The organism is Parasedimentitalea huanghaiensis (genome assembly GCF_009753675.1).
In the GTDB taxonomy this organism is placed as follows: domain Bacteria; phylum Pseudomonadota; class Alphaproteobacteria; order Rhodobacterales; family Rhodobacteraceae; genus Parasedimentitalea; species Parasedimentitalea huanghaiensis.
Genome location: NZ_WQLV01000001.1, coordinates 694,464 through 720,455, shown reverse-complemented (window position 1 = coordinate 720,455; position 25,992 = coordinate 694,464). Strand labels below are relative to the sequence as shown.

The window sequence follows — 25,992 nt, the reverse complement described above, 5'->3', positions numbered from 1 at the left end:
ATGTATGTGAGTGCTGTGGTTTACAGCGCGTCAGATCCGGTCTCGCCGGTCCGAATACGAATGGCTTGTTCGACGGGAGAGACAAAAATCTTACCGTCGCCGATCTTGTCGGTTTTTGCGGCCTCCACGATGGCTTCGATGGCGGCATCGACCTGATCGTCGTCCAACACCACTTCAACCTTCACCTTGGGCAGGAAATCCACCACATATTCGGCGCCGCGATACAATTCCGTGTGGCCCTTTTGGCGGCCAAAACCTTTGACTTCGATGACAGAAAGCCCCTGTACACCGACGTCTTGCAACGCTTCCTTCACCTCGTCCAGTTTGAACGGTTTGATGATGGCTTCGATCTTTTTCATGTCACGGGCTCCTCACAGCTTGTCGAGGCTGGTCAGAACACTTCTTATTAGGAACAGCAATGTATACCGTGGCGAAGGTGGGAAATCATCAATTGCTCGGCGATGACCTGCTTAATTTGAGAGCGCTACGCCTAATTTATGTGCGAAATTGAATCGATGAGGCCTGAAGATGACTGAACTGCTAACTGCTGCCCAAATGCGTGCGATTGAACAGGCTGCAATCGAGTCTGGCAAGGTGACCGGGCTAGAGCTGATGGAGCGGGCCGGGCAAGGGGTTGTTGAGGCTATTTTTGAGGAATGGCCGGAACTACAGAGTGGGAACCGCAAAGCCGTTGTTTTGTGTGGACCTGGCAACAATGGTGGTGACGGTTTTGTTGTTGCGCGATTGCTGAATGAGCGTGAGTGGGAGGTGGAGGTGTTTCTGTATGGGAATGCTGACAAACTGCCGCCGGATGCGAAGGCGAATTATGAGCGGTGGGTGGAGTTGGGTGAAGTACAGTCTATCGAGGACTTTCAGCGTCCTCTTGGCTGGACTGCTTCCGTCTATGTCGATGCAATGTTTGGAACAGGACTAAGCCGACCGATCGGAGATCTTCACAATCAGCTATGGGAGGTTTTTGATGCAGATGCCGGTCTTCCTCGATTGGTGGCGGTGGATACTCCTTCTGGTGTTTGTTCTGACTGCGGTTTTGTACTTCGTGAGGGAACAAAAGAGCGGCTCCCCGCACCTCTACCTAATCACGTATTTGAATCCCAACTAACAGTGACTTTCCATAGTCCGAAAGTTGGCCACTATCTTTCTGATGGGGAGGCAAGTTGCGGGAAGGTTATTGTTAAGGACATCGGGCTTCCAAGGGACAACAATATGCTCCCAAAGGAAAAGGGTGTGGTGAAACTTGCGTCGCCAATCATACACGGAAAAAGAGGAGTGAACCACAAGTACGCCCACGGTCACGCGCTGGTTCTCTCAGGTACTCACGGCAGCACCGGCGCCGCTCGACTTGCCGCTCGCGGGGCACTTCGCATTGGGGCAGGGTTGGTTACTCTGGGCTCACCCCGCTCTGCAATGCTGGAAAATGCTGCAAATCTGACTGCGGTAATGCTCAAGCAAATCGATGGGGCGTTGGGCTTGACCGAAGTCTTGGAAGACATGCGGTTCAATGCTGTCTGCTTGGGCCCTGGGCTTGGCGTTCGGGCGGATACACAGGCATTGGTATTAACCGTGCTAAAGGCAAACCGACCAACGGTACTGGATGCAGACGCCCTGACACGGTTTAGTGCCAATCCGGATGTACTCTTTGGTCTTTTGCACAAGGATTGCGTGATTACCCCGCATGGCGGAGAGTTCACTAAATTGTTCCCCGATATTGCCGAGAAACTAGCCGCCCCCGCCACCACCGGCCCGGCTTACTCCAAAGTAGATGCCGCACGAGAGGCGGCAACCCGTGCAGGATGTGTGGTGCTTTTCAAGGGGCCGGATACGGTGATCGCTGATCCTGATGGGCGCTGTTCGATCAACTCGGCCCAATATGATCGCGCCGCGCCTTGGCTGGCGACAGCAGGGTCAGGCGATGTTCTCGCGGGGTTCATCAGCGGCCTGATGGCGCGCGGGTTTCCCCCGATGGCGGCGGCAGAGACTGGCGCTTGGTTGCATGTGGAATGTGCCCGAAAATTTGGTCCCGGCCTGATAGCGGAGGATCTGGCCGAGCAACTGCCTGCGGTGTTCCGTGATCTTGGGCTTTAGGCAGCCGGGCGCAGGTCTTGAACGGGCTCGATTGCTCCTGCCACTTCCAGCCCTCCAGCATAGATGACATGGGACTGTCCCAGCTCCAGAGTATATAGCTCAAGCACCTGCATCCCTTGGTCGATGATGAACTCTCCGTCGACCAGCGACGAAGCTGCCACCAGGGCCTGATCCTGACCAAACAACGCCTGCGCCCGCCAATCCCGGATCAAAACCTTTTGGTCAGCTGGCAAAACAATGTCGCAGTCGGGGCGGGTGTCGCCCAGTGACCCGGCCGTGATCGAGATTGCCCGCCGTAAAGCTCGCTGCCGGGTAATGGATTGCACCTGCACCATACCGGCTCCACGGGTAATGACATGATCACCTGCTCGGATGTCTTGCACCGCAACGTCACCTTGGCGCGTTAGCACAATTGTATCGCGCATTAACCCAGCCGAGGGTGAAGCCTCCGCAGATGTATGGTTTTGATGTTTAACCGGAATCTTACCCGGCACAGGCTTATTGCTCTGCGTTGTCATAGCGTTCTCGCTCTGTCTGCCTCGGTATTTTTTTCCGTCAGATTGTGGCAATTCCGTGCGGCTGTCGTGGTCTTTTGTGGCCAAGGGTAAACAATCTATGAAAATGTGAGAAATTGTTGCAGCCCTGCCATAATTGTTTTGCAGGAAGTGCAGATTTCCTCTCGCATCCCAGAGAAAGCTTTGCTATCAGCCCCTCACGCTAGGCAAATAGCCTGAGCGTAGAGTGCGGGTGTGGCGGAATTGGTAGACGCACCAGATTTAGGTTCTGGCGCCGCGAGGCGTGGGGGTTCGAGTCCCTTCACCCGCACCACTTTGATTTTAAAGAGAAAATCACGATTACCCAGTTGGTTTTTCGTGAGGTGAAATCAAAGTTTCCCACTTTGTTTCCCACTTTCATGTTCTGTTCATGTTCTGGTCCGGCGGGCTTGTGCGGACTGGGACAGGCGCTTCTGATTTGCTTGGGCGCGATACTTCTTCACCATGTCTAAGGTTTTGTGGCCTGTGACCGCTTGGATCTCACTGTCGCTACATCCAGATTCGGCCAGTGCAACCGCTGCAGAATATCGCCATCCATGAATGACGTATTTCTCGGCGCCAATAATACGGCGGATTTTTAGAACACGCTCCTGAATTGTCTTCTTTGCTATTCCCTTGCTAAGGGATTTAGTGATTAGGAACTTCCCCTTTCTGGGGAGCGCATCGAGGTAAGTTTTCAGGAACTCAGGGCATGCGACCCATAACCGCTTTTTGGTCTTCTCTTGAACAACCGAAATGAACTCGCCGTCGTAGTGTGACCATTCCATGCAAACGATGTCACCTATGCGTTGGCCGGTTCCAATTCCCAGCATGAATGCAGTCAATTCCCATTCATGTTTCTCATCCCGGCAATATCGTTCGAATGCTCTCAGCTTAGCTTCGGGCCATGGCTCATACTCACCACCAGTTAGCTTCTCAACGCCGCTGGCAGGGTTGTGCGTAGTCCACTCCAGATCGATCGCATGCTTTGCGAGGATCGACAGCAAGGCGACCATATCGTTTGCCTTGCTCCAGGTATCAGCATAGCGATCTCGTGCGGCAATCACGTCTCGGCGGCGCAGTTTGGTGAAATCAGCCTTGCCGTTTTTCTCCCTAATCAACTCCAAAATGCGTCGGTATTCTTTTTTGGTTCCTGCAGCTTTCTTTGTGAAAATGGGGCTTTGATAATAGCTTTGGATCAGAGCGTCGAATGTGGTTTTGGGTTGCTGCTGTTTTTTGCCTGAGCGTATGGCCCAATATTCTTGGTCAAACTCAGGGCTGTCGGGATTGTCTGGCAGGCGAATGTATTTTTCGCCCTGGCGAAAATAGTAGTAGGTTCGGCCTTTGGTCGTTTTCGTCGTGACATATCGTCGGTTGAGTTTCTTTACCATGTGATTTGCTCACTGTTCATGGCTTCACCATTCAAGATGGCGTCCAAATCTGCAACACGCCAACGCTGTGGCCCTTGGGCAATTTGGACAGGGGCAGGAAGAGAGCCACACTTAACCAAAGATTTGAACTCGGGTAGGGTCATATCCATCAACTTGGCTGCGTTTCTTTCGCCAACGGCTAAAGGTGTTAGCTTTCCCATTAAGCGCCTCCATCAGAAATATACCGAAATTCGATCCGGTTGCATTCTTTGGTGGGGGCAATGCCGAAGTGATCCACCAGCATTTGTACAAATCCCTCGGGAGTATAGTTCGGAAAACCTTCGCGAGTGCAGGCTCGTGCTGTGATCTCATTTAACGGCTCGGCTCGTGTTGAGACGATCTCGATCATGCAGATCCGCTTGATAGTTTCACCTGCCGGAATGCCCATAGATTTCTCAACGACCCAAACCCTGTCGCCTTGCTTCAAGAACCACCAACCAAAGCACCGGGTGATGTCTTTGGTCTGATTGCGTACCTGCTCGGTGGTCATGGCAAAAGAAATATTCCGGGGCATGTTGTGTCCTCCTGGTTTCCGTCGCTGGCCACATGTGGTGGGCCAATGAGAGAAATCAGTTCCTTCCTCTGGCTCGGCGCATCCGTTTGATGCATCGGTTCATGATGGTCTGCCGTTGTCCTATGAGTTCGGACAGGGCGACTTTCTTGCGTTCAATGCGCATGTGAAGTTTTGCTAGGCGTCGGACTTCCAGTTGGTTTGCGAAGTGTAGCCATGCTGCTGCGAGGCCAAATGGCTCTGCGCGGATTGGTTCGTTGCAGCTGGTTTTGCGCTGCGTTTGTACAGCAGTAGGCGCTGTACATTTTACGACTTCCATTTGCATCTCTATGGCGTCCACTTGGCTTCTTTTGTTGGATTGGCGGGGGCGCGACAGGGAAATTCCGTGAGTGAAAAAGCGCTCCCCCTGTGACGTGCCGCGGCACGCCGGTGTTGGTTGATGCGCGGGTGGGGAACTTTGGAGGAGGACTGACCCACCCGCACTACTCCGCGCATGTGGGAGGCTGCGCGGAATTCTGAAAGGTTGTGACCAGCGACGTCCTCCGGATGCTGGTCGCCTTTCTTATGTGTGGAGCGGGGGTGCCCGCTGGCTGGCCTGTTGGCGGGTCTGGCGGGGCGGCGTGTGTGTGGCAGTAGCCAAAGGCGCGCGCTGTGTCAGATCACGCGGCATGGCGGCGCTGGATCCTGTACCCCTGTTTGGCGGCATAGCTGCGCACGGTTTCGCCGACCCGGATCAGAGTCCGGTCGAGTGGTTCCGGATCTGGGGCAGGGTGGCCGATCAGGTGTTGCGGGTGTAGGCGCTGTGGGTCAAACCCCTGTCCGCGCGCGGCCTTCATTGTGGCCCAAGCAGCGGAAAACAGATGGGTGTCGTGTAAGTGATCCTGTGGTGTGCCGACGATGTGGCGGGCGGTGTTAAAGATGTCGTTCATTCAATCCTCCATCGGTTGATGTGAGAATTGATATAGGGGACAAAAATCCCTGTCAATAATAATAGGGATAAATATCCCCAGTTGGAAGGCGTTTATTGCCCACTATTTGATCTGCAAAATTTGTTGCACCTTGGCAAACTGCCTTTAGTGCCCTTTGTCGGAATTAAGGGTGGCCGCTGCCAGCCCTTCTAAGACATTCGTGTCAGGTGAAGCATGACGCGGCATATGGGGCACTAAGGGCGGTGAGCCGCCGTTCGCTGCGATCTGTGTAGAGGTCCGCTGAGCAGGGCAAAATGGCAGTCGCTGCAAATCGCGCGGAAGGCTGCTTTCGCTCAAATCGAAAGATTTTTTGACCCGGCCTTTGATGCCGCTCTTTCCTAGATTTCGAGCCCTCTACTCAGAGGTACGGAACTGCACCATCAAGACTCTTGGCAGATGTCAGAAGTCCAATCTTGACCTCGAGTGAATTGTCGCCAACCCTCATGGCTATTCACGCATCAAATAATCCAAAGGTTTTCACCATGCTATTATTGCCCCGTGTTATGCAAGCCCTCGCGGTTTTCCTTCTCAGTGCCCCGATTGTTTGGGCCGCCGAATTCACCCTGACACCGAACGACCAGCAAGGTTGCACCTTCAAAATGAGCGGCATGGTCAAAACAGGCGACCTTGACGCGCTCAAACTCTTTGCCCGCACACAACTCTCCAAACTCAAACTGACTCCAATTGGGTTGGTGGATAGCCCCTCAGGCCAAAAGCGCCCGCGCCTCTGCCTGTCTTCCTCCGGCGGATCCCTGGCCGAAGCGGTGCGGATAGCGGAATTCCTGCGTGGACCCGAGGATGTCATTGAGCGCGACGCAATCCTGCCCTTGCGTAACCTCGCCACCGTCGTGGCCGCGGGTGATACCTGTGAAAGCGCTTGTGCGATCCTGTTCATGGCTGGACAAGTCAGCGAAGGCCAGCACGGGCGTTTCCCCGACAGGTACCTCCATAAAGATGGCCGTCTCGGCTTTCATGCGCCGTCCCTCTCAGTTGCCGACGGTGTTTATGACAAAGGCACGGTCGATAAGGCCTTCAAGATCGCTGTAGCCGCCATCGGACTGCTGATGCGAAACGCGTCCGACTGGGGAATACATCCGACCTTGCTGACGCAAATGTTGCTTACAGAGCCCGAAGACATGGCTTATCTACAAGGAACAGCAGCACTCCAAGAATACAATATCAAACCGCTGAACATCGACAGCGCCCGGATGCCGACAACTCTGACACGCGGTCATGTGCGCCACCTGTGCTATCTCGCGCTGAACGGCGCGCAACTTGTCAGAGATGACCAGTCCCCCGGCGTCGCGTCTCTTTGGGAAGGCTTCCCCAAATATGACGAGACTTTTCGGTCTTTCAAACGTGGCCCAAATGAATTCGACGATGATGTGATCAAATTCGAGTTTGGGGTTTTTGATGAAGGCGGATTTGGCTGCACCGGCGAAGTGTCCGCCGAATCAGAATTTTGGGGCTCGCTTCAGATTGCAAGCTATGGTGCAGGGTCTTCAGGGGAATTGGTTGTAAAACACTGGATGCTCCTTCTGGAAGCGCCGAAGCCCGACGCGTTCGGCGAAAGACTCTGCGCTCTGACCGAAGGGCAGCATAGTACACCTCGGACTTGCCAAGTTACCTTTAGTCGAACCCGAAAGTTGGATTTTTCTGAACGCTTGCAGTGGATTATTGATGTGCCTGAGGGCCAATTCGAAGTTGCGTCCATTGATGGAAATCTCACCCTGAACGGGCGTCCAGCCGAGCCTATGTTCGACAGCCCGGGCGCGTTCGCGGTGCTAAGCAGTGCTTGCATCAAGTCCGATATCGCGACCTTCTGCATGGCCGACTAATCGCGTCAGGGCTGTCAGCGAGCCATTGGCTTCAAACTGCTGAACCAGTCCCCTTCCAGAGACCCTAGATTTTTTGAAAGACGATCCAAAGAGCAGCCGTTCGCTACATGTCGGCGCATCCTGGGGGCCGACTTTGCAAAGGTCAATAACTGCGCATAGCGGTCGCCCGGTGAAATAGACATTCTGTATGATGTGACGAGTGAATTTCGTGGATGCCCGTAATGTAAGGTTGTTGGGTTAGGTTTTCTTGGCAAGTTCCGCAGGCCAATGGAGGCGAACCCGTGCGGCCCACTTGAGCCGGATATTCCACATGTTGTTTGCACCGGGGTTTAATGAGATTAGGTGGAACAGACCGGGTTCATCGCCGGGTTTAATCTGTTTGACCCAGCCCATTCCATCGGCGTCTTCACAGACGCAGCGATAACCAATGTCGTCAGTCAGCACGGCGTCATGGCCATTGCGGGTGTAGAACAGCAGATCCCCGGCTGAGTAGATGGGTTCCATGCTGTCGCCCTCAATTTCGACCGCTACAATACCATGTGAGGATAGGCCAGGCGGGCACTCAATTTGCGGGCCGTCGCCTTTCTCATAAGCGTCAAATACAGGGACTTGGGCGCCAGCGCCGACTTTGCCAGCTATCGCAATTGTGGGACGTCCTTCGAATTCCCCTGCCATGAAACTCTCAAGCGGTATTCCTATAGCGGCAGCAATGCGCAGAGCATCCTCAGCATTGGTGCTTTGTGTTTTGCCCTGATTGATCTTCTTGAGTTGCTCATAAGAAACTTCAGCCTTTTCAGCCAGTTTCCGCATCGAAAGTCCTGATGCATTCATTGCTCCGTTGAGCGCTTCTTTGAAGGTTAAAGGCATGTGGTGACAATAGTCCCTTACCTCACTTAAGGATAGGAGACAATTATCCCTTGCAATTTGGGGATAATATTCCCTATTTAGCTTCATGATGACAACACATTTGATCTTGGAGATTGAGACTTTCGCCTCTTTGAAGGGTATCGCTCCGGCGACTGTTACCAGCCGAGCGGTTGGTAACAGTCGACTTTATCACCGTCTGAAAAATGGCAAAAGTTGCACTTTGGATGTGGCGGACCGGCTGCGCAAATACATGGCTGACAACCCGGCGCCTGCTCCAATAGCTGAGGGCGCCGCATGAGCCGCGCTCGATTAACCCTGATTGTGAATACCGATGTGTCATCTGTGCAGGATGCGCCCGGGGTAGAGCAAAAGTCTTGGTCAAACAAGTTAGACCCCTATGCGCTAAAGACCAGTGCGGCGGCGCTTTGGTCAGGGTATTTTCGCGCCCGGTTCCACAGCCCGCGCGAGGTGGCGTTGTTTTGCGATGTCAGTTTCCAGACCGCGTTGAATTGGTGGGGGGCAGTGACTGCCCCAGCCAGCCACATCACCCTTTTGGTCATGTTGACCGACCCCGACGCCCCCGCCTATTTCGCGGCCGAGCTGGAGCAGGCGGCGTGAGCGGCATGCGTCCAGAAAACGGCCGTGGGTGGACGGTTTTAGCCACAACGTTTCTGTCCTGTTGGGATCGAATTCTTATAGTAGAGGTGGAAAATGGACCCGAAAGGCAAAGACAGCTCGAACGAGTTTGCTCGAGCAATCGAAGAGGCCATTCGAGCCGGTCATTTGGACGAAGCTTTGTTGAAGCGATATGGCCTAAGACGCCAGTGCTCTACTCCAAATTTGGAGAAAGAATCTCTAAGAGTTCGTCTGAAAAACTTGTAGTCTCTTCGAGGGCATCCAACATTTTGCTCTCACCGTACCTCTCCCGAAGTGCAGGTAGAAAACTTCTTACCAATTCCGTAGTAGCGGGCACATTCCGAGCGTTTGCGGCCAAAATCATTGCAAGAATGAAATTGTTGCAATCGGCTCGATCCCTCAGGTCAGCAAGCTCTTGTGAATCCATGGTGCGATTTCTCCTTTGGTCGCTTTGTGGTCGCGCGACAGAGGGGCGAATCTCTGTCGCGCAAACAGTGTTGATGCTGCACCAAAAAGTTGAGTGGTGCAGCAGGTATTATCCGTTTTGCGTGAGAGACTTTTTTATTGGAGAGGATGGCGGCTTCTCCAGCAAGAGGGAGAGGGCGCTATGAGCCATAAGGCCACAAATTGGCTGTCTAGCCTCCCTGCCTCTGATCTGGGCCATAGCGAGTTTCGTGTGCTGTTTCATCTGTGTGATTGCCACAATCCCGCGCAGGGGTGTTTCCCGACCCAAGCCTACCTGCGGGAGGCCAGCTCGGTGTCTAATGGTACGTTGAACAATGCTCTGAACTCACTCGAGGCAAAGGGCTTGATCAAGCGTCACAAGAGCTGGGACGGGAAGACAAAGAAGCAAAAACCAACCCGATACATATTGATGTTTGGAACCTCGAAAGCACAGGCCCCGACTCCAAAAACTGGAGACGGAGCCGACTCCAATTTGAGGGGCAACCCGTCTCCAATTTCAGGGGGTAGCCGTCTCCAGCCCACTGGAGAGGTAACCTGTAAAGAACCTGTAATTAACCAGCGCGAGGCGGCAGCAAAGCCATTTTTCACCCATCAAGAGCGATCAGAAGCGCAAGAGATTGCAAGCCACATCAAAGCCGGTGGTACGGTGAATGCTGAGTTTGTTTCCGCAAGGGTTCAGGAGTGTTTGCTCGCTGAGAAAATGATCTCGATCGAAGAGGCGACGATCAACGGTTTTGCTGAGAAAGAGCAGAGGGCGAAAAATGAACAGTGATGATCAAGTTGCTGGCGAGAAGCAGGTGCAAGAGATCCTTATTGAACCTTTGGAGGGTTTGGGTCTGGGTAGGCCCACGACGACCAACAAGGAGCAGTTCGAAAAAATGAAGCGCACGTTGCGCCAAGGGTTGGCTTCGATGAGTGCTGAAAGCCTGACTGAGCTGCTCGAATGGGCCATGCGTCATGCGGGTGGCCCGCGGCGGGACCGTTTTCCGATTGGCAAGGATATCATGCTTCAAGCGCGGAGCTATCAAGGGCAGAGCAGGGGATCTGACCCATCGCCCTTGTTTCGCGATATCTTTGCCTCCCCGCTGGGACAAGAAGCTATTAGCAAGGGCTGGGCGCCAGAGCTGTTGGATTGGTTGCGTGATCTGCCGATGGGCGAGCGTAAGTGGCCGGGCAAGTGGACGCAGACCCAAATCAAAGACATGGCTGACGGACCAAAACGGCGACTGGAAGATATCGAAATGAAACTGTCTCGCAATGATGACGTATCGCGCGAGGATCAAGCCTTTCGAAACAAACGCCGTGCCGCGATTCAGCGGTGCCAAGATATTGCAGAACTCGCGCAAACTGAGGGTGGGGCTTGATGGGTGTTGAGGGATTTAAAATGGGCAGTGATTTGCACCCGGTTGCTCCAGCTGCGCCGCGAACTGGTAAGCGCGAAATTGGAGTGTTGCAGCTGATTGAATGGGCGTTCCAGCGTGAGCATGCCAGTCTCGACTTTGATGAGATTGCCCGCGAGACTGGCGCGCGGCCCGGTGTTGATAGCATTTGGCATCTGATGGAAGGCAAGAGGCTCGGCTGTCGGGTTGATGGCGGTGGCCAATCGGATCCACACCATGATGCCGATATCGTCGCCTCGGCCCTGGCGGTGTTGCCCGAGGTAAATGGTGGGCGGCGCATGGCCTTGCAGATTGCCGAGTTGGCCCGCGCCGGGCAGCGCCCCAATTGGATGGTTGGCGCCAAGCACAGATGTGTTCCCCGTGAGTGGAAGCAGAACCAGCATGGCTGGCATTCGGCCACCGAGCAGTGTGGGTTCGTTGAAGTTCTGAGGCGCGGTAGGGTCCAGCGGCTTGAGATGCGTTGCTGCCCGGTGACCTACGTTGATACGATCCGCGATGTGGCTGCGGCGCGTCGGGTTTATCTTGCCTGGTTTGGTGCGTTGTTGGAGCTGCGCCATGTGTTCCAAGCCCACTGCCATATGACCTCCCATGTGGTAACCGATCGCATGCCACCACGAGCGCCATGGAAGGAGGGTTAAAGGAGGTCGGGCAATGGCGGCTATGGAGGGCCTTCAGACCTTAACTCAGGATAGGCCAATTGGTGCTTTCGGCGTTGACCTGCCGTTCGTGCCAAACCCGTCTAACGGCGGCTTCCAGCCCCAAGCGGTCATGGTCTCAAACTTGCCCAGCGGCAAAAACAGTCATTCAACTTCGGTTGACTAAAGGTCCGCTGGGCCGGACAACGCTACTTTTGGACGAGCTTGCGCGAATGTCTATTTTTGGTGAGCTCAATAATTTTCGGATTGAGTTTTAGGACGTGACCCTATCCAACCGAAAGGCTGGATAGGGTCACGTTTGGTCAACCGCAACAGCCTCCACCTGTGGCCGTTGCGTTGGCAATCGGAACTTCATCGAAGTTTGCGCCGCGCCCAAGGAAGGTTCTCTCTGCAAGATAAAAGTTGGAAAATGCTTCATCAAAGTCGGCAGGGACAGATTTTTCAGCAATACCAGTCTTAGCTATTGTTTCCTGCCATGCCTTCACTTTCGGATAATTGGCGAGAAAGTCATATCCCGAATGTTTCTCAACGAGAAGCGCACGATATAACAAGGGTAACCAAGCAATGTCTACGTTGCCCAGGATTTCACCATTGAAGAACGGCCCGTCAGCCAATTGTTTTTCTGCTTTGTCAAAGGCTTTGTTCAGCTTTCCACTGCGTTCAGTGAGTGTTTCTTGGTTTGCGCTTTGCATGGTGGAACACTGAACAAGGTAGTGCTTGGTGGCTTGATAGCTCCACGCGCGATCAATCGCCCGCTGTTCCGGTGTAGAGACATCCACGAGAGGCGCGGTAACTTCATCTATATATTCGACGATAGCATCGGATTCAAAAAGCGCTGTACCACTTTCAGTAACGAGCATCGGCACCTGACCAGTAGGTGAAATATCCAAAAACCATTGAGGCTTGTCGCTCAAGTTGATGTACTCGATTTCGTAGGGGAGGTGTTTTGCCTCAAGCAGTGCAGTTACACGCTGAACAAATGGGCAAATTTTGAAACTTATAATTTTGATCATTGGTCTTTCCTTCGTTTTTGTTGGTTCAACCTGTAAGACGGATGCCAAAGCAAAAAGACGGAAGAAAATTCAACAATTTTCACAACTATCTGATTTAGACTGATATTCAGAAAGGTTACCTCGAGAATCTAATGTGAACCTGCAGCAGTTATCAAAGACAGAACGCAAAGCTCTCCTACCATTTTTGACACGTGTTTTTAGTGTGGAATATGGCAACCCATGCGCCGCTGCGTAGTCCTTTTGGGATTGTCCTTCGATGTCTATTGCAGTCAGCAGTTGGGCTGTTTCACTCGGAAGCGCGGCGATAAAGGGTTCAACACATCGTTCTAGTTCATGGCGTGTTTCCGGCTCATCTTCGGAATACCAAAGATCATCAGGATGCATGTCCTTAGCGCTGCCATTCTTCCTATAGAAGTCAATGATCGTTCTGTGGGCTGTTTGAAACAGCCAAGACTGCACCTTCGACGGGTCATCCAAAGCAGAAATCCCCATAAATGTCTTGATGGATATTTCCTGAAGCAAATCCTCGACATCGGCAACATTTGAAACCCTTGAATGCAAAAACGCCTTGATACGCGCACGGTATTCAAACCAGATTTTTTCAACGTCCATGCGGTTCTCTTTTCCATCGATATACACTGCTGTGAGAAACCAATTAATACATAGCTCATACCTATGATAGCAGACATTGGCCGCAACGAGATATTTAGTCAGATCGGGCTCCTACCAGTTGCTCGCTGCGCACCGCGCGAATGTCTGCTATCGGGAAGCAGCCAAGACTTTGCAAATGTCGCTCTCTGCGCATTGCTGCCATTCATGCAAATCGTAGCGAACGGCAGGTCTCCGCCCATATTGAGAAGTTTCTGCGCAGTGCAGCATTAGTCACAATGGGGTTCGGTGCCGCCATTGCTCGATCACAGCAGATGAGTTGGTAGGATGTGTCCAACAAAGGAGGGTTGACAAAAAACAGCTCCTGTTGACATATTGCAGTCACCATTGATGCGCCCGAAGCAGAGTTCCTGCCTCGGGCGCTTTGCGTTTCGGAGTGTTGCCGTGCTGAACATCAAAGCGAATTTTGATGAGGCCGAGCGCGTCCTGTCTGATCTCGCGCGTAAGCAGCTGCCCTATGCAACCTCACTGGCTCTGAATGAAACAGCGGGGCATGTGAAGGAAGCAGAAGAACGCACGATTGAGCAGATCTTTGACCGCCCGACACCTTACACAAAACGCGCGCTCTATTTTCGGCGGGCCAGAAAGACAAACCTCACTGCCACCATCGGTGTGAAATCCGTGCAGGCCCAGTATCTGAAGCTTCAGGTCAAGGGTGGACGTCGGACGCCGAAGAGAAAAGCTCTGGTGGTTCCAACTGGCGCGCGATTGAACAAATACGGCAACCTGCCCAAAGGTGCACTGTCCCGGCTGAAGCGGCGCAAGGGTGTCTTTGCGACCAGCGCGAGTGGTGGTCAGCGGGGTCACTTGCCGGGTGGGATCTATCAGCGCACGGGACGTAAGGGTCGTGGGCCACTCAAGATGCTGGTGTCGTTTGAGCCGCGAGCATCCTACCGCAAGAAGTACAATTTTGGACCAATTGCAATGCGCGTGGCTCGCAAGAGGTTTGAGGCAGCGTTTGTGAACGGAGTGAGAAAAGCTCTGTCCACTGCAAGATAGTGTTTGGGTCCTTCCTGGTCTCTTCCCGCACGGGGGTAATTCGCACCCCGGTTCATGCAGGGTTGGTTTTTTGTCGGGGGGTTGCGGTTTCTGTTGTTGTTGTTCCGGTTTAGGAAAATGAAGGTCAAGGTATGTCTGAGCAGATCGAATTGGAAAGTGGGGAAGTTCTCGACCTGTCTCTCTACCCGCTACCCGATGGGATCGAGGATGAGACTTTCAACCGTGACCACTTGGCTCGTGCCATGGCGGTTTCAGTGGTTACAATCACGAAATGGGTTGATGCCGGTATGCCGGTCAATTCGCGCGGTGGGAACGGGACTAGCTATGAGTTTCTGTTCAGCCATTGCTACGCCTGGCGGAAGTGGCGAGAGGGCGGCGAGGCCAAGGAACGTGCTGAAAAACTGAATAGTGCGGCTCAAAAGGCCATGCTGTTTATCAACGACGATGAGGATCAGGAAAACGCGAACCTTTCAGCAAAGGAAGTTCGTGAATGGTCCGAGGCCATGATTATCCGGAACAAAGCTGCCGAACAGCGCGGCGACCTCGTCCGTCGCATGCATGTTGAGGCTGTTCTTGACCATGTTCTGGTCAGTTTCCGGAATGCGGTTATGAATTTTCCGGATTGGCTTGAACAGGAATTTGGATTGAGTCCGCACCAGGTGGATAAGGCGCAGAAGTTCTGCGATGGAATTCTGGATGACACGCGCCACAAGATTAGTGAATCGGGTTTTAGGCCTGCTGAAATAGTGAACCTCTCCGACAACCGAGATCAGGGCAACGCCTGATCATGGTTCAAAATTCAGACTATGCGCTAGGACAGGTTCACGACCTGCCGCCTCTGCCGCCGTTCGCCTCGGCGCAAGACATGTTGATGGACTCGCTGCCGCTTCTGGATGCGCCTAGCCGATTAACACCAACCGAAGCAGCTGAGCGGTTTGTACGGGTGGAGACCCGAGGCGTCTGGCAAAACTACGACCGCGAGGTCACGCCCTACATGGTGGAGCCGGTCGATACGACGCAATCGCGTATCTATCGCGCGGGTGCCTTTGTCGGGCCGTCGCAGTCTGGCAAAACGATGGCCCTGATCACAACCGCGCTGCATCCGGTGACCTGTGATCCGGGTCCGGCATTGGTGGTTCATATGGATCGCCCAAGCCGGGATCGCTGGGTCGAGGAATCGCTGGATACTGTGATCCAGAACAGCCCTGAAGTGCGTGAGCGGCTGGGCCGTGCGCGTGATGACGATACATTCGGGCGCAAGCGGTTTCGTGGCATGCGTCTGACGCTTGGCTATCCGACACCACAATGGTTGTCCTCTGCCAAATACCGCTTTGTTGGGATGACGGATTACGATCACTTCCCGCCAGAACTTGGGGTGCGTAAGGATGCGCCGGAAGGGTCTGCCTTTGATATGGGGCTGCAGCGTTGCAAGACGTTTATGTCGCGTGGATTTCTGTTTGCTGAAAGTACGCCGGCATGGCCGGTAAAGAAGTCGAACTGGGCCGCGCGTAAAGATGCGCCACACGAATTGCCGCCAGTGCGCCATGGCATTGTTCCCCTATATAACCGTGGCACACGGGGGCGCTGGTACTGGGAATGTCGCGACTGTGAAATTCTGTTCGAACCGCGCTTTGACAGGCTGCACTACAATGCAGATTTGCCACCGATCGACGCTGGCGAAACCGCTGAAATGGAGTGTCCTCACTGCCATTGTCTGATTGGGGCGCAACATAGAAACGAATTCAACCGGGCTGGATTGCGCGATCGAGGCGGTTGGTTTCATGAGGCTGAGCATGGTGGCGCTGTGGTGCCGCTTGGCGATGCGGCGATCCGAGGCTCCGAGATTGCAAGCTGGGCCTTAAATGGGGCTGCGGCCACGTTTTCCAACTGGTCCAGCATGGTTGCCAGATATCTGGATGCGGTGCGCGAAGTTGAAGAAATGGATGATGACCTGGCGCTTGGCCGGTTCATGTACACAGAAGTTGGTTTGCCTTATGCGCGGGCCAGTGAAGATGATGACGGCGATTTAAACGTCACTGCACTGAAGGAAAAGCAGCAACTGGTGCAACGTGGTGTTGCGCCTGCCTGGGTCAGATTTATCACCGTTTCGGTTGATGTTCAGGGCACCTATTTCACAGTGCAGGCTACAGGCTGGGGTGTTGATGGCACCCGCACGGTGATTGACCGCTTCGATTTAACACAGCCACCACCCTTAACTGAGGGCGAGATCCCCAAACGGAAGTTAGATCCGGGCAAGTACCCTGGAGACTGGGCCGTATTGGTTGAGCTGGGCCACATGCTTTGGGTGGTCGATGGCGCTGATTGTGCACTACGCGCCCTTGCTTTGGGCGTGGACTTCCAGGGTCAACCGGGTGTCAGCGACAACGCTGAAGAGTTCTGGCGCAAACGGGTGAAGGCGGGAGAGGGGAGCCGTTGGTTCCTGACCCGTGGTCATGGTGGTTTCAAACAGCGTGATCGCGTCTGGCATGAAGCACCGGAGCGGTCGAATAAGAAGAACAAAGGCCGCCGGATCAAGTTGCTGAATATGGCAACGGACCGGCTGAAGGATTCTGTTGCAGCAGCATTGATGCGCGCGCCTGGTGACCGGCGCAGTTTCCCGCTGCCTGAATTTTTGAGTGACGATCATATGGCAGAGTTCTGCGCTGAGGAACGGCTGGAAAAAGGCTGGGCCTTAAAGCACGGCCAGAAACGAAACGAGAGCTTTGACTTGTCAGTCCAGGCTCAAGCGATGGCTGAACATAAAGGGCTGCGCCGGATCAATCTGGAAGCGCCACCAAACTGGGCAACTCTGGGCGATGGAAATCCCCATTGGGTGCCCGGAGCAAAGATCCCCAAAATCCCGGATCAACCAAACCCAGAACCGAAGCGGCGCAAGCGGCGTGTCGGCAAAATGAGAGTGTGACATGGCATATACACAAGCGGATCTCGACAGGTTGCAATCGGCAATTGCCAAGGGTGCTCAGTCGGTTGAAATGAATGGCGAAAAAGTCAATTTTCGCACCTATGACGAAATGCTTCGGCTTGAACGTAAGCTCAAGACAGCATTGGGATCGTTGGGTGGCTCTAGACGTATACACAACCCGACAACCCGCACGGGGTTCCGCTGATGGGTGGTTTTCTGTCCTACGTGGCTCCAGAAATGGCACTGCGTCGAGAGATCGCTCGAACCAAGCTTGACCTACTGCGATCGCGTCGAGTTGATCGGCAGGCATCGGCTGGTAGTTATGCACCAGTTGGGGGCGGTCGCCGCTCGCAAGAATTCTATCGCAATGGGCGCGATGCACAGGGGGCAATGCAAGGAGCGCGCATGCCGCTGGCCTTTATTGCCCGCGATATGCTGCGCAACAATCCCCGTGTGGTGCGGGCAAACAATCTGTTTTCCGGTTATGCAATTGGCGCAGGTATACGCCCGGTGGTGGAGATGGTCAGTGCGGAGGCAAGCCAGAACAAAAAACGCATTGAGGGTCTGATTGAAGATCACTTGCTGACCACGGCCATTGATGCGGATGGCAATTCTACTTTGTTCGGCCTGCAATCTTTGTCTATGAAAACGATCCCGACCTCGGGGGAGGTGCTGCTGCGCCGTCGCCTGCGCAGGTCAAAAGATGGGCTGCCGCTTCCATTCCAAATCCAATGTTTGGAAACGGATTACCTTACAACGAACCGGGACACCGGGCAGGGCACAAATGGGCGGCGGATCGAGGACGGTATTGAATACGGTCCCACTGGGAAAAGTGAGTTCTTTCACCTGCACACAGAGCATCCCGGTTCGGTCTATGGCGGCGGAAATGTGAGGCGTGTGGCCGCTGAACATATCGCCCATGCGTTTATGGTGGATCGCCCAGGGCAGAAGAGAGGGATTAGCTGGTATACGCCAGTAATGCCCGAGCTGATGGATATTCATAAGTTCATGCAGGGCACGCTGAAGCGGCAGGAAGTTGCGGCGATGTTTGCCGGAATTCTGCGCAGGGTTGGCAGCGATGATGATCCTGATGGCGATAGCTCTGATTTTCTGTCCGAAATTGAAGCCGGTGGAATTCTTGAGTTGGATGCCGGTGATGAGCTTGATTGGAATGAACCACCAAGCGCCATGGATGCAGAGCCAGTTGTTCGGTTGATCGATCGGTTGATCGCCTCAGGTTTGATGCTGACCTATGAAGGGTTTACCGGGGATTACAGCCGCGTGAACTATTCCTCGGGCCGCATGGGCCGCATGGATCAGGACCCGATTGTCAGCTTTTGGCAGCAGGAATTGATGATCGCAAAACAGATGTCCCGCGTTGGGGATTGGTTCAAAGAGGCGGTTCACTTCAAGACTGGGATCGATCCGACTGAATACCGCCTGAAATGGACTGCACCGCGCCGTCCGGTTGTTGATCCAACCAAGGATTATCCTGCTCTAAACAAAAAGGTGCGCTCTGGTTTTGCATCGCGGCAAAGCGTCATTCGCGAGGCGGGTGAAGATCCCGCGCGTGTGCAGCGAGAGATCGAAGAGGACAATGCAAACGCTGATGACAGCGATGCAGTTTTTGACAGTGACCCGCGCAAAACAACCGCCAGCGGTGCTCAACATTCCAACACAGACAGCAAGGAAACCGCTGATGAGTAACATGGCCCAAGTCGCGCAGCGTATGTTTGGCGTGCCCCTGATGATCGAAGAGCGCAAAGCCCGCGTCATTGCTGAAGCGTTCAGCCCTCGGGTTTTGGGGGTTCACGTTGACCTGGGTGCCACAATGGCAGAGCAGGCCAGCGGCAACACTGGCCCAAAAGCCGGATCGATTTTGCATGACGGGTTGGTCACGCATGTGACCCAAGAGCGCAAAGGGTACCTCAATCATCAGGGCGTTGCAGTGATTGAGGTGATTGGATCTCTGGTGCGACGTGGCGCTTGGCTGGGGCAGTCCTCGGGCCTGACCAGCTATGAAGGATTGCGAGCGCAGATCTCGGCTGCAGCCGCCGATCCGGAAATCAAAGCGATCGCACTGGAACTAGACACGCCGGGCGGGGAAGCGGCTGGGGCTTTTGAGTTGGCCGCACAGATCCGTGAAGTGCGCCAGTTCAAACCTGTCTATGCCTTTTGCGCAGAGAGTGCCTATTCCGCAGGTTACGCCCTGGCAAGTCAGGCCAATTTGATCACTGTCCCTGAATTTGGCGGATGTGGTTCAATTGGTGTCATTGCCATGCATGCCGAACAGTCCCGGCAACTGGATAAAGAGGGCATCACTGTCACGATTATTCGTGCAGGTCAGCGCAAAGCTGAAGGCAACTCAATCGAGCCGCTGTCTGAGGAACTTCTGACTGAGTGGCAAACACAGTGCGAAAAAATGCGCGTCTCCCTTGCGCAGCTTGTGGCGGAAGGGCGCGGCGATCGTTTCGACATGTCAGCGGCGCTGAGCACTGAAGCGCGCTGCTTCGATGGACCTGAGGCCGTGCGCCTTGGTCTGGCTGATCGCGTGGCAGATCCCAAAAAGGCATTCGATGCGATGGTCGCATCGGTGAATGAAACCGGCGCATGGGATGGCAACATTCCAAATGCAGGCACCCGCGTTTCACTGAGCAGCTCCGGCTGCGTATCCGGGGCGAAAGTTCCCCAGCAACACGAGGAGAGTCACATGAGTGACAAAGTTATTCAGCCGGTGACCGAACAGGCCGCCACAACCCCGGTTGCAGCCGTGCCAGATGCAGGTGCTGCCGCGACCGATCGAGCGGTGAAAATCACCGGCATGGTTGCCAAGGCCGGACTGTCAGCTGATTTTGCACAGGAATTGGTCTCAGGTGGTGGCTCAGTTGAGGCCGCTGGAGAGCAGATCATCGATAAGATGGCTTCGCAAAGTCAAGACGGTGGGGATATCCGTAATAATGACACTTCGGCGCGAGTGGTGACCGATGGCGTAGAGCGAACCCGTGCGGGCATGGTCGAAGCGATCTCGGCCAAAGTTGGCCTAGAGGGCGGCAAACGAAACGAATTTTCTTCCATGTCATTGCGTGAAATGGCCAGGTACACTTTGACTTCGCGCGGTTTGGCTGTGCCGATTGGCGGGGCGATGTCTATGGTTGGAGCGGCGTTTGTGCCCAGCATGGCGGGCGGTCAGCATACCACGGCTGACTTTGGCCATGTATTGGCAGATGTGGCGCATAAATCCATGTTGTTGGGCTACAATGAAGCGGCGGAAAGCTTCGAGCAGTTCACTCGCGCGGGCACATTGACTGACTTCAAGAAGACCAAGCGTGTCGGCATGGGGATGTTCCCTGCACTGGCCGAAGTCGATGAAGATGCAGAATTCACATATGCAACCATGGGTGATTTCAGCGAGGAAATCATGCTGGCCACCTACGGCAAGCTGTTTAAGATCTCGCGACAGGCTGTCATCAATGATGACCTTGATGCCTTTTCTGATATTCCGCGCAAAATGGGGCGCGCATCAAAACGCACCGTTGGTGCATTGGTCTTTGCGGTGCTGAATGGCAACCCTGCAATGTCCGATGGCAAGGCGCTGTTCCACGCGGATCACGGCAACCTGTCTGAAACTGGTGCTGCGCCGTCCGAAGGTACGATCGATGCGGGTTTAACTGCCATGGCACAGCAGAAGCCGCGCAAGTCTGAGGACAAAAACGCTGTCCTAAACATCTCGCCTCGGTTCCTGCTGGCAGGGCATGTGCAGCGGGCGGCAGTGTTGCGGGCATTGAACTCGGAAAAGGCCCCGGACACTTCGGGCGGTAAAGGTCAGCAAGCCTTTAATACCGTGTACAAAGCGGCTGACCCAATCCTTGACGCGCGGGTTTCCGGAAATAGCTGGTTCTTGCTTGCTGATCCAAGTTCACATGACACGATCGAAGTCGCTTACCTGGATGGGATGCGCGAACCGTTCATCGAACAGCAGGACGGATGGAGCGTTGACGGCACGGAAATGAAGGTTCGTCTGGACGCTGGGGTATCACCGATGGCCTATCACGGGCTGTACAAGAACCCTGGCCAGTCCTGAGTTTAGCGGAACAAACTGATTTGACCTAAGGGCGGCCACTGGCCGCCTTTGGTCTTTCTGGAGCAAGGCCCTGCAAAAGCGGGCTGAAAAGGAATGTATCATGAAAAACCATAAACATGACGGCGAGGTTATTCCCGTTATCGCGCCATACGATGTCAAATCCGGCGAGGGGTGCAAGGTTGGGGCGCTCTTTGGCGTGGCCTCGACTGATACCTTGGCAGGTCAGCTGGTGCAGCTTAGGCGCCGGGGCGTTTTTGATCTGGTGAAGACCAGTGCGCAGGCCTGGACGCAGGGTGCCAAGATTTACTGGGACGATGCCAACAAGCGTTGCACCACTGCGACCAGTGGCAACTCAGTGATTGGTGCTGCGTCGGTTGCGGCTGCAGATCCGTCCGACACCAGCCTGGTGCTTCTGGACGGTGTGGTTCGCTAAGGGCTGATGTCTTCTTACTTCGACGGAATGGCAGGGCTGCTGACTAACATACTTGGCAGCTCTGTCTCCCATACGCCGGTTGGTGGGGAAAAGCACACTCTGGAGGCTGTGTTCCGAGAGGAGCCAGTGGAAGTGACTGGGGAGGATGGTCGGGACGTGTTGGTTCTCGCGCCGACCCTGAAGGTGCCAGCCGACCAGGTTGCTGGGATCGTCCGGGGCAGTTTGATCGATCCGGCAAACGGCAAGACATACCTTGTCCTTAATGGTCAGCCCGGCGGTAGCCCGGCTGATGATGGTTTTGTAATTTTTGAACTGGAGGAAGATCTGTGACCCAGAAAGTGCAGATGCGGGCGCTGCAGAGCCGAACCGCCACACAATCGCCAACGGGCAAGGCACTGAAGCCTGGCGACGCTTACGAAACGACCGACCAAGGCGCGCGGGATGATAAGCAGCGCGGTTTTGGTGAACCAGTAACCGGGCAGACCAAGGCTAAAAGCTGATGCACCCTCGCAGCAAGTTGCGCAAAGATGTTCGGGATGCGGTTGTCGCAGAGCCGGGGTTTTCTGGTCTAACGGTTTTGGCAGCTTGGGCCAGCAGTATTGATCCAGAAACCTTGCCTGCACTTGGGGTGTTTACCCCTCGGGAAGTCAGTCGCAAAGCAGACGCAACCAGTGTTCTGCGCGCCACGGATGTTGCGGTTCAATACCGTTGTCAGGGTGGCGATGACCTTGAGGATTCTCTGGACAACATCAGTGTCCAGATTGAGGCGTTAGTTCTGCCTGTTCTGGCAGAGATTGGTGCGGGTGATCACCAACTTGAAACCACCGATATCGACATATCTGGCGACGGAGCGCGCCGGGTAGGAAAGCTGAACATGATTTTCCGGGTGGCGCGTTTCACCCCGGAAGGTTTGCCAGCCTAATTTTCAACAGAAAAGGAGCCCGCAAATGGCGCGGCATACACTGAAGAACTCAGTGGCGAAACTCGACGGCAGTGTGATTGACGGCCTTCGACAGATCGACATTGAAGAAACCGTTGGCGATGTAGACCTGACTGCTGCCGGTGATAGTTGGCAGGACCATGACACCACTGTCCCAGGCTGGACTGCCAGCTTGAGTTTTCTGCTCGACCATATGGCAGGTGCCAATCAGAGCCTTCGGGCAGGGGATGTGGTGACCTTTGAAGGATACACTGAGGGCGACGGTAGCGGCAAAACTTACTACTCCGGCACCGTGTCTATCCTGTCTATGAAACTTGGTGGCAGCCATGATGGCGAGGCAACCCGAGAGTATTCGGGCAAAGGCAAGGGTGCATTGAGCATCGCGGCGGTGGCCTGATGAGCGATATCTTAGCAAAGCTACGCGATGCGCATAATTCGCGGAAAATGGTCAAGGTTCACGTCTCGGAATATGGCATCGATCTTCATTTTCCGCCTCTCACCTTGGCCGACCATGAGGCAATTCGACAGGGTGTAAACCCTTCGGATGAGCACGCCCTGATGGTTTCTGGCATGGTCCATCAGGCAAAGAATGCAGATGGCAGCCCTGCCTTTCCCAATGAGCCGGAAGTGAAAGCTGAACTCCATAAAATGGAATTCGCGGTCATGTCACGGATTATGGGCGAGGCCTCTGGCGGGGTCGGTGAGACGGCACAACAAGAACTCGCGGCGCTGGATTTAGATGTTCTGAAAAAAGCACTAAAGCAGGTGGTGGCAGGCAGCCCGGTTTTGTCCAAGGCAGTTGATGCGGCTTCACCTGGCTTCCTGCTTTACACCCTTGAGCGGATCGTTTCAGCACATGAGGCAAAGCAGCCGATAAAAAACGGCTGATGGGCGACCGGCAGGCACAGGCTGTCTGTCGGATCGCCCTGGCCTTGGGAAAATACCCCCACCAGATAATGAGTGATCTTCCCCTCTACGAGGTGGAGCTGCTCGACGCTTTCCTTGATTTGCGAGATGAGGCCCAAAGTGCTTGACCTGTTGAAGTTCGATATCACTGCGCAGTCCCGTACCGCTGCTGCCTTTGATCGCACCCGAAATGATTTGAGGGGGGTCAAGGGGGCGCTGGCGGGGGTGAATGACTATGCCCGTCGAACCGGACGGACTATGCGCAACCTTGGAGCCGGGCTAAGTGCTGCGATGACGGCACCTTTGGCCTATTTGGGCAAGCAGTCTGTGCAGCTGTATGACCAGCAAGTGGATGCAGAGCGCACTGTGGCACAGGCTATCCGCTCAACTGGTGGTGCGGCCCGCCTGTCAGCGCAGGACCTCAAGGGGATGGCTGCTGCATTGCAGGGCGTCACCACTTTTGGGGATGAGGATATTCTGCGTAATGTGACTGCGCCTCTGCTCACCTTCACAAAGGTGCAGGGGGATGTGTTCCGGCGCGCGCAAACCAATGTCTTGGATATGGCGACGCTGTTGAAGATGGATCTGAAGAGCGCGTCTATTCTGGTGGGCAAGGCTCTGAATGACCCAATAAAAGGGATCTCTGCCTTAGGCCGCTCCGGCGTCCAGTTTTCTGAAGATCAAAAGAAAGTCATCAAGTCTTTGGTGGAAACCGGCGATGTTGCGGCGGCGCAGGCCTTGATCCTGCGGGAGTTGGAAACTCAGTTCCAGGGGCAGGCGGCGTCGGCCGCACAGTCTCCTCTTGGGCAATGGCGTCAACTTTCAAACGCAATTAGCGATGTGAAGGAAGAGCTGGGGAAGGAGATTGTTCCATTCATGGAACCACTGAAGGAGCAGATTAAGGATGGAGTTCGCTGGTTCTCTGCGCTGTCTCCGGAAGTGAAAAAGAACATCGTTGTGGCTGGTGGATTGGCCACTGCTTTTGGGCCTGCCATTACCTCAATTGGTCTGTTGGTCCTGAGTTTGCCGGTAGCGATTACTGCATTGGGCGGCATGGCAAAGGGGATGGGTCTTATTATTACATTGGCCCCCCGTATGGCAGCTGCAATAGCGCTCGCCGCTGGGCCTTGGGGTATGCTGGCCGCTCTGGTCGGTGGAACCGCTGCCTATTTCCTAGTGTTCCGCGATAACGCCGAGAAGGTGAAAGAGCCTCTGGAGCAGATCAAGGAAGCGCAGGCGGCTTTGAATGCAGCACTTGGGGTCTTTGAATCAACCGCAGCCCCCCGAGCTGGAGCCGCTGCTGTTGATGCGGCCAATGACTATTACGACATGGCAAAGGCTGCCCGCGATGCGGCGTCTTCCAATGTCGCGCTGCTGCAGTCTGAGTTGGCGATGCAGGAGGGGATCAATTCCGGGCTGAAGTTTGGGAATTTCTTTGGAGAAGACGAAGCCGGTCTCATTCAAGAAGATCTGGTTTGTGCCCGGAGTGAACTGGCAGAGGCCACCCGTGCGCTTGAAATCGCCGAGTCTCGCCGCAAAGACACTGCAACGCGCGTGATGCGCTCCGACACGGCCATGGTGAAAACAGCTGAGGCTTTGAATAGCACACTGCAGGTCACTGTTGATGGTGTCGATGCACTTGGGGTCGCGTCTTCTAATGCAACTGGCAAAGTTGATGGGCTGGGCGCTGGGTTGGAAACCGCTGAAGAAAAGGCCCGGCGATTAGAACAGTCTGCGAAGCGCATCGAAGACGATTTTGGATCAACGTTTTCTTCAATTGTTCGCGGTTCAGAAGACGCTGGTGCGGCGTTGGGCCGTCTAACGGATCGTTTGCTGGATCAGATGCTGAGCGATGCGTTCAGTGGGGTGTTCGGGCAGTTGGGTTTGGGCAATATCTTCAGCGGCCTGACCGGCGGTGGTGGGGTGATAATGAATGCCAAGGGCAATGCGTTTCAGGGGGGGCGCGTAAGTGCATTTGCAAAAGGTGGGGTGGTCTCCGCTCCGACCTACTTCCCGTTACGGGGCGGTACCGGGCTGATGGGCGAGGCGGGACCAGAGGCCATTCTACCACTCTCGCGCGGGTCCGGCGGCAAATTGGGGGTGCATGCGCAGGTCTCCGGTGGGTCAGCCCCGGCTCAAGAGATCAACCTGCAGGTGGTGGTTCATTCTGCATCGGGTTCAGAAAATGTTCAGGCCGAACAGACCGGGTCGGACCGAATTGACGTCTTTATCGATAACAGCCTTAAGCGCAGTCTTGAGAGCGGCAAGCAGGATAAGGTTCTGTCCCGTCGCTTTGGTCTGCGCCCTAAGGCAATGGGGTACTAAATGCCGGTAAGCTTTCCCAGTAATCTGCCTAGCCTCGATCGGCTTGGAGGCCTCGGAGTGGAGTTTGGAGGCGGCGTTATCCGCACGTCTATGTCCACTGGGCCAAAGAAAACCAGACCTCGATTTACAGCGGTTCCGGATAGCTATAATTTGTTCCACCCTTCTTACACCGTTGAGCAAATCTCTGCGTTCAAGGCCTTCCGAGCGGTTGACCTGGCGGGGGGAGCATTGTCGTTTTTGATGGTAGATCCGCTTTTTGGAGTTGAGGCAACTTTTAGGTTTACCGGCTCGCCGAA

29 protein-coding genes, 1 tRNA gene and 1 pseudogene are annotated in these 25,992 nt (G+C 54.6%); 22 read left to right on the top strand and 9 right to left on the bottom strand.

Annotated features, from left to right (window positions below; all coding sequences use genetic code 11):
* Positions 1-20: 20 nt before the first annotated feature.
* Positions 21-359 (bottom strand): P-II family nitrogen regulator, encoded by a 339-nt coding sequence (locus GO984_RS03350; protein WP_157021112.1) that lies wholly within the window; start codon positions 357-359, stop codon positions 21-23.
* 169 nt (positions 360-528) lie between these two features.
* Between GO984_RS03350 and GO984_RS03345 the strand changes: the two genes are divergently transcribed.
* On the top strand, positions 529-2,103 hold the full coding sequence (locus tag GO984_RS03345) for an NAD(P)H-hydrate dehydratase (RefSeq protein ID WP_157021111.1): 1,575 nt from the start codon (positions 529-531) through the stop codon (positions 2,101-2,103).
* Here GO984_RS03345 and GO984_RS03340 read toward each other — a convergent pair.
* Positions 2,100-2,528, bottom strand: coding sequence for a Hint domain-containing protein (locus GO984_RS03340; RefSeq protein ID WP_157021110.1), 429 nt, complete (start codon positions 2,526-2,528; stop codon positions 2,100-2,102). The genes GO984_RS03345 and GO984_RS03340 overlap by 4 nt on opposite strands.
* Positions 2,529-2,846: 318 nt before the next feature.
* Between GO984_RS03340 and GO984_RS03335 the strand changes: the two genes are divergently transcribed.
* Positions 2,847-2,931, top strand: a tRNA-Leu gene (locus tag GO984_RS03335).
* Between the two features lie 94 nt (positions 2,932-3,025).
* On the opposite strand, the gene GO984_RS03330 is transcribed toward GO984_RS03335, so the two are convergent.
* From GO984_RS03330 to GO984_RS03315, 4 genes are all read right to left on the bottom strand, one after another.
* A complete protein-coding gene (locus tag GO984_RS03330) occupies positions 3,026-4,027 on the bottom strand; it encodes a tyrosine-type recombinase/integrase (RefSeq protein WP_157021109.1) in 1,002 nt (333 codons plus the stop codon).
* Positions 4,021-4,227 carry a hypothetical protein gene (locus GO984_RS03325; RefSeq protein ID WP_157021108.1) on the bottom strand — a complete coding sequence of 69 codons (207 nt, stop codon included), beginning with the start codon at positions 4,225-4,227 and terminating at the stop codon, positions 4,021-4,023. Before GO984_RS03325 ends, GO984_RS03330 begins: the two co-directional genes overlap by 7 nt.
* Complete coding sequence (locus tag GO984_RS03320; RefSeq protein ID WP_157021107.1) at positions 4,227-4,580, bottom strand: ASCH domain-containing protein; 354 nt, start codon at positions 4,578-4,580, stop codon at positions 4,227-4,229. The genes GO984_RS03325 and GO984_RS03320 overlap by 1 nt, the downstream gene beginning before the upstream one ends.
* A gap of 656 nt (positions 4,581-5,236) precedes the next feature.
* On the bottom strand, positions 5,237-5,506 hold the full coding sequence (locus tag GO984_RS03315) for a hypothetical protein (protein WP_157021106.1): 270 nt from the start codon (positions 5,504-5,506) through the stop codon (positions 5,237-5,239).
* Positions 5,507-6,027: 521 nt separating this feature from the next.
* Here GO984_RS03315 and GO984_RS03310 point away from each other — a divergent pair.
* Positions 6,028-7,383, top strand: coding sequence for a COG3904 family protein (locus GO984_RS03310; RefSeq protein ID WP_157021105.1), 1,356 nt, complete (start codon positions 6,028-6,030; stop codon positions 7,381-7,383).
* 237 nt (positions 7,384-7,620) lie between these two features.
* On the opposite strand, the gene GO984_RS03305 is transcribed toward GO984_RS03310, so the two are convergent.
* Positions 7,621-8,250, bottom strand: a complete 630-nt coding sequence (locus tag GO984_RS03305; protein WP_245230971.1) for an XRE family transcriptional regulator — start codon at positions 8,248-8,250, stop codon at positions 7,621-7,623.
* Positions 8,251-8,335: 85 nt separating this feature from the next.
* Here GO984_RS03305 and GO984_RS03300 point away from each other — a divergent pair, with 85 nt between their 5' ends.
* From GO984_RS03300 to GO984_RS03280, 6 genes and pseudogenes are all read left to right on the top strand, one after another.
* Positions 8,336-8,548: a hypothetical protein gene (locus tag GO984_RS03300; RefSeq protein WP_157021103.1), complete on the top strand. Its 213-nt coding sequence runs from the start codon at positions 8,336-8,338 to the stop codon at positions 8,546-8,548.
* Positions 8,545-8,868 (top strand): hypothetical protein, encoded by a 324-nt coding sequence (locus GO984_RS03295; protein ID WP_157021102.1) that lies wholly within the window; start codon positions 8,545-8,547, stop codon positions 8,866-8,868. The genes GO984_RS03300 and GO984_RS03295 overlap by 4 nt, the downstream gene beginning before the upstream one ends.
* Before the next feature lie 625 nt (positions 8,869-9,493).
* A pseudogene (locus tag GO984_RS23960) lies at positions 9,494-9,688 on the top strand (helix-turn-helix domain-containing protein); the annotation flags it as partial.
* Positions 9,689-9,694: 6 nt separating this feature from the next.
* Positions 9,695-10,123, top strand: a complete 429-nt coding sequence (locus tag GO984_RS03290) for a hypothetical protein (protein ID WP_245230970.1) — start codon at positions 9,695-9,697, stop codon at positions 10,121-10,123.
* Positions 10,113-10,715: a hypothetical protein gene (locus GO984_RS03285; protein ID WP_157021100.1), complete on the top strand. Its 603-nt coding sequence runs from the start codon at positions 10,113-10,115 to the stop codon at positions 10,713-10,715. Before GO984_RS03290 ends, GO984_RS03285 begins: the two co-directional genes overlap by 11 nt.
* A complete protein-coding gene (locus tag GO984_RS03280) occupies positions 10,715-11,389 on the top strand; it encodes a hypothetical protein (protein WP_157021099.1) in 675 nt (224 codons plus the stop codon). The genes GO984_RS03285 and GO984_RS03280 overlap by 1 nt, the downstream gene beginning before the upstream one ends.
* A 320-nt stretch (positions 11,390-11,709) precedes the next feature.
* Here the strand turns inward: GO984_RS03280 and GO984_RS03275 are convergent, their stop codons facing one another.
* Positions 11,710-12,420: a glutathione S-transferase family protein gene (locus GO984_RS03275; RefSeq protein ID WP_157021098.1), complete on the bottom strand. Its 711-nt coding sequence runs from the start codon at positions 12,418-12,420 to the stop codon at positions 11,710-11,712.
* Positions 12,421-12,489: 69 nt separating this feature from the next.
* Positions 12,490-13,032: an RNA polymerase sigma factor SigZ gene (sigZ, locus tag GO984_RS03270; protein ID WP_157021097.1), complete on the bottom strand. Its 543-nt coding sequence runs from the start codon at positions 13,030-13,032 to the stop codon at positions 12,490-12,492.
* A 441-nt stretch (positions 13,033-13,473) separates the two neighbouring features.
* Here sigZ and GO984_RS03265 point away from each other — a divergent pair, with 441 nt between their 5' ends.
* The 13 genes from GO984_RS03265 to GO984_RS23900 all read left to right on the top strand — a co-directional run bounded on the left by GO984_RS03265 (position 13,474) and on the right by GO984_RS23900 (position 25,696).
* On the top strand, positions 13,474-14,088 hold the full coding sequence (locus GO984_RS03265; RefSeq protein ID WP_157021096.1) for a hypothetical protein: 615 nt from the start codon (positions 13,474-13,476) through the stop codon (positions 14,086-14,088).
* A 131-nt stretch (positions 14,089-14,219) separates the two neighbouring features.
* On the top strand, positions 14,220-14,873 hold the full coding sequence (locus GO984_RS03260; RefSeq protein WP_157021095.1) for a terminase small subunit: 654 nt from the start codon (positions 14,220-14,222) through the stop codon (positions 14,871-14,873).
* 2 nt (positions 14,874-14,875) lie between these two features.
* Positions 14,876-17,011 carry a terminase gpA endonuclease subunit gene (locus GO984_RS03255; protein ID WP_157021094.1) on the top strand — a complete coding sequence of 712 codons (2,136 nt, stop codon included), beginning with the start codon at positions 14,876-14,878 and terminating at the stop codon, positions 17,009-17,011.
* 1 nt (position 17,012) lies between these two features.
* The gene (locus tag GO984_RS03250; RefSeq protein ID WP_157021093.1) at positions 17,013-17,216 is read left to right on the top strand and encodes a phage head-tail joining protein; all 204 of its coding nucleotides are present in this window, start codon (positions 17,013-17,015) and stop codon (positions 17,214-17,216) included.
* Positions 17,216-18,718 (top strand): phage portal protein, encoded by a 1,503-nt coding sequence (locus GO984_RS03245; protein ID WP_157021092.1) that lies wholly within the window; start codon positions 17,216-17,218, stop codon positions 18,716-18,718. The genes GO984_RS03250 and GO984_RS03245 overlap by 1 nt, the downstream gene beginning before the upstream one ends.
* Entirely contained in the window at positions 18,711-21,092 is a 2,382-nt protein-coding gene (locus GO984_RS03240) for a S49 family peptidase (RefSeq protein ID WP_167740203.1), read from the top strand. Before GO984_RS03245 ends, GO984_RS03240 begins: the two co-directional genes overlap by 8 nt.
* A 100-nt stretch (positions 21,093-21,192) precedes the next feature.
* On the top strand, positions 21,193-21,525 hold the full coding sequence (locus GO984_RS03235; protein WP_157021090.1) for a DUF2190 family protein: 333 nt from the start codon (positions 21,193-21,195) through the stop codon (positions 21,523-21,525).
* A 6-nt stretch (positions 21,526-21,531) separates the two neighbouring features.
* Positions 21,532-21,855: a head-tail joining protein gene (locus GO984_RS03230; protein WP_157021089.1), complete on the top strand. Its 324-nt coding sequence runs from the start codon at positions 21,532-21,534 to the stop codon at positions 21,853-21,855.
* Complete coding sequence (locus GO984_RS03225; RefSeq protein WP_157021088.1) at positions 21,852-22,025, top strand: hypothetical protein; 174 nt, start codon at positions 21,852-21,854, stop codon at positions 22,023-22,025. Before GO984_RS03230 ends, GO984_RS03225 begins: the two co-directional genes overlap by 4 nt.
* The gene (locus tag GO984_RS03220; RefSeq protein ID WP_157021087.1) at positions 22,025-22,447 is read left to right on the top strand and encodes a hypothetical protein; all 423 of its coding nucleotides are present in this window, start codon (positions 22,025-22,027) and stop codon (positions 22,445-22,447) included. The genes GO984_RS03225 and GO984_RS03220 overlap by 1 nt, the downstream gene beginning before the upstream one ends.
* Positions 22,448-22,472: 25 nt before the next feature.
* Positions 22,473-22,862, top strand: coding sequence for a hypothetical protein (locus GO984_RS03215; RefSeq protein WP_157021086.1), 390 nt, complete (start codon positions 22,473-22,475; stop codon positions 22,860-22,862).
* The gene (locus GO984_RS03210) at positions 22,862-23,353 is read left to right on the top strand and encodes a hypothetical protein (RefSeq protein ID WP_157021085.1); all 492 of its coding nucleotides are present in this window, start codon (positions 22,862-22,864) and stop codon (positions 23,351-23,353) included. Before GO984_RS03215 ends, GO984_RS03210 begins: the two co-directional genes overlap by 1 nt.
* A gap of 138 nt (positions 23,354-23,491) precedes the next feature.
* Complete coding sequence (locus GO984_RS23900; protein ID WP_209279370.1) at positions 23,492-25,696, top strand: phage tail tape measure protein; 2,205 nt, start codon at positions 23,492-23,494, stop codon at positions 25,694-25,696.
* Positions 25,697-25,992: the final 296 nt, after the last annotated feature.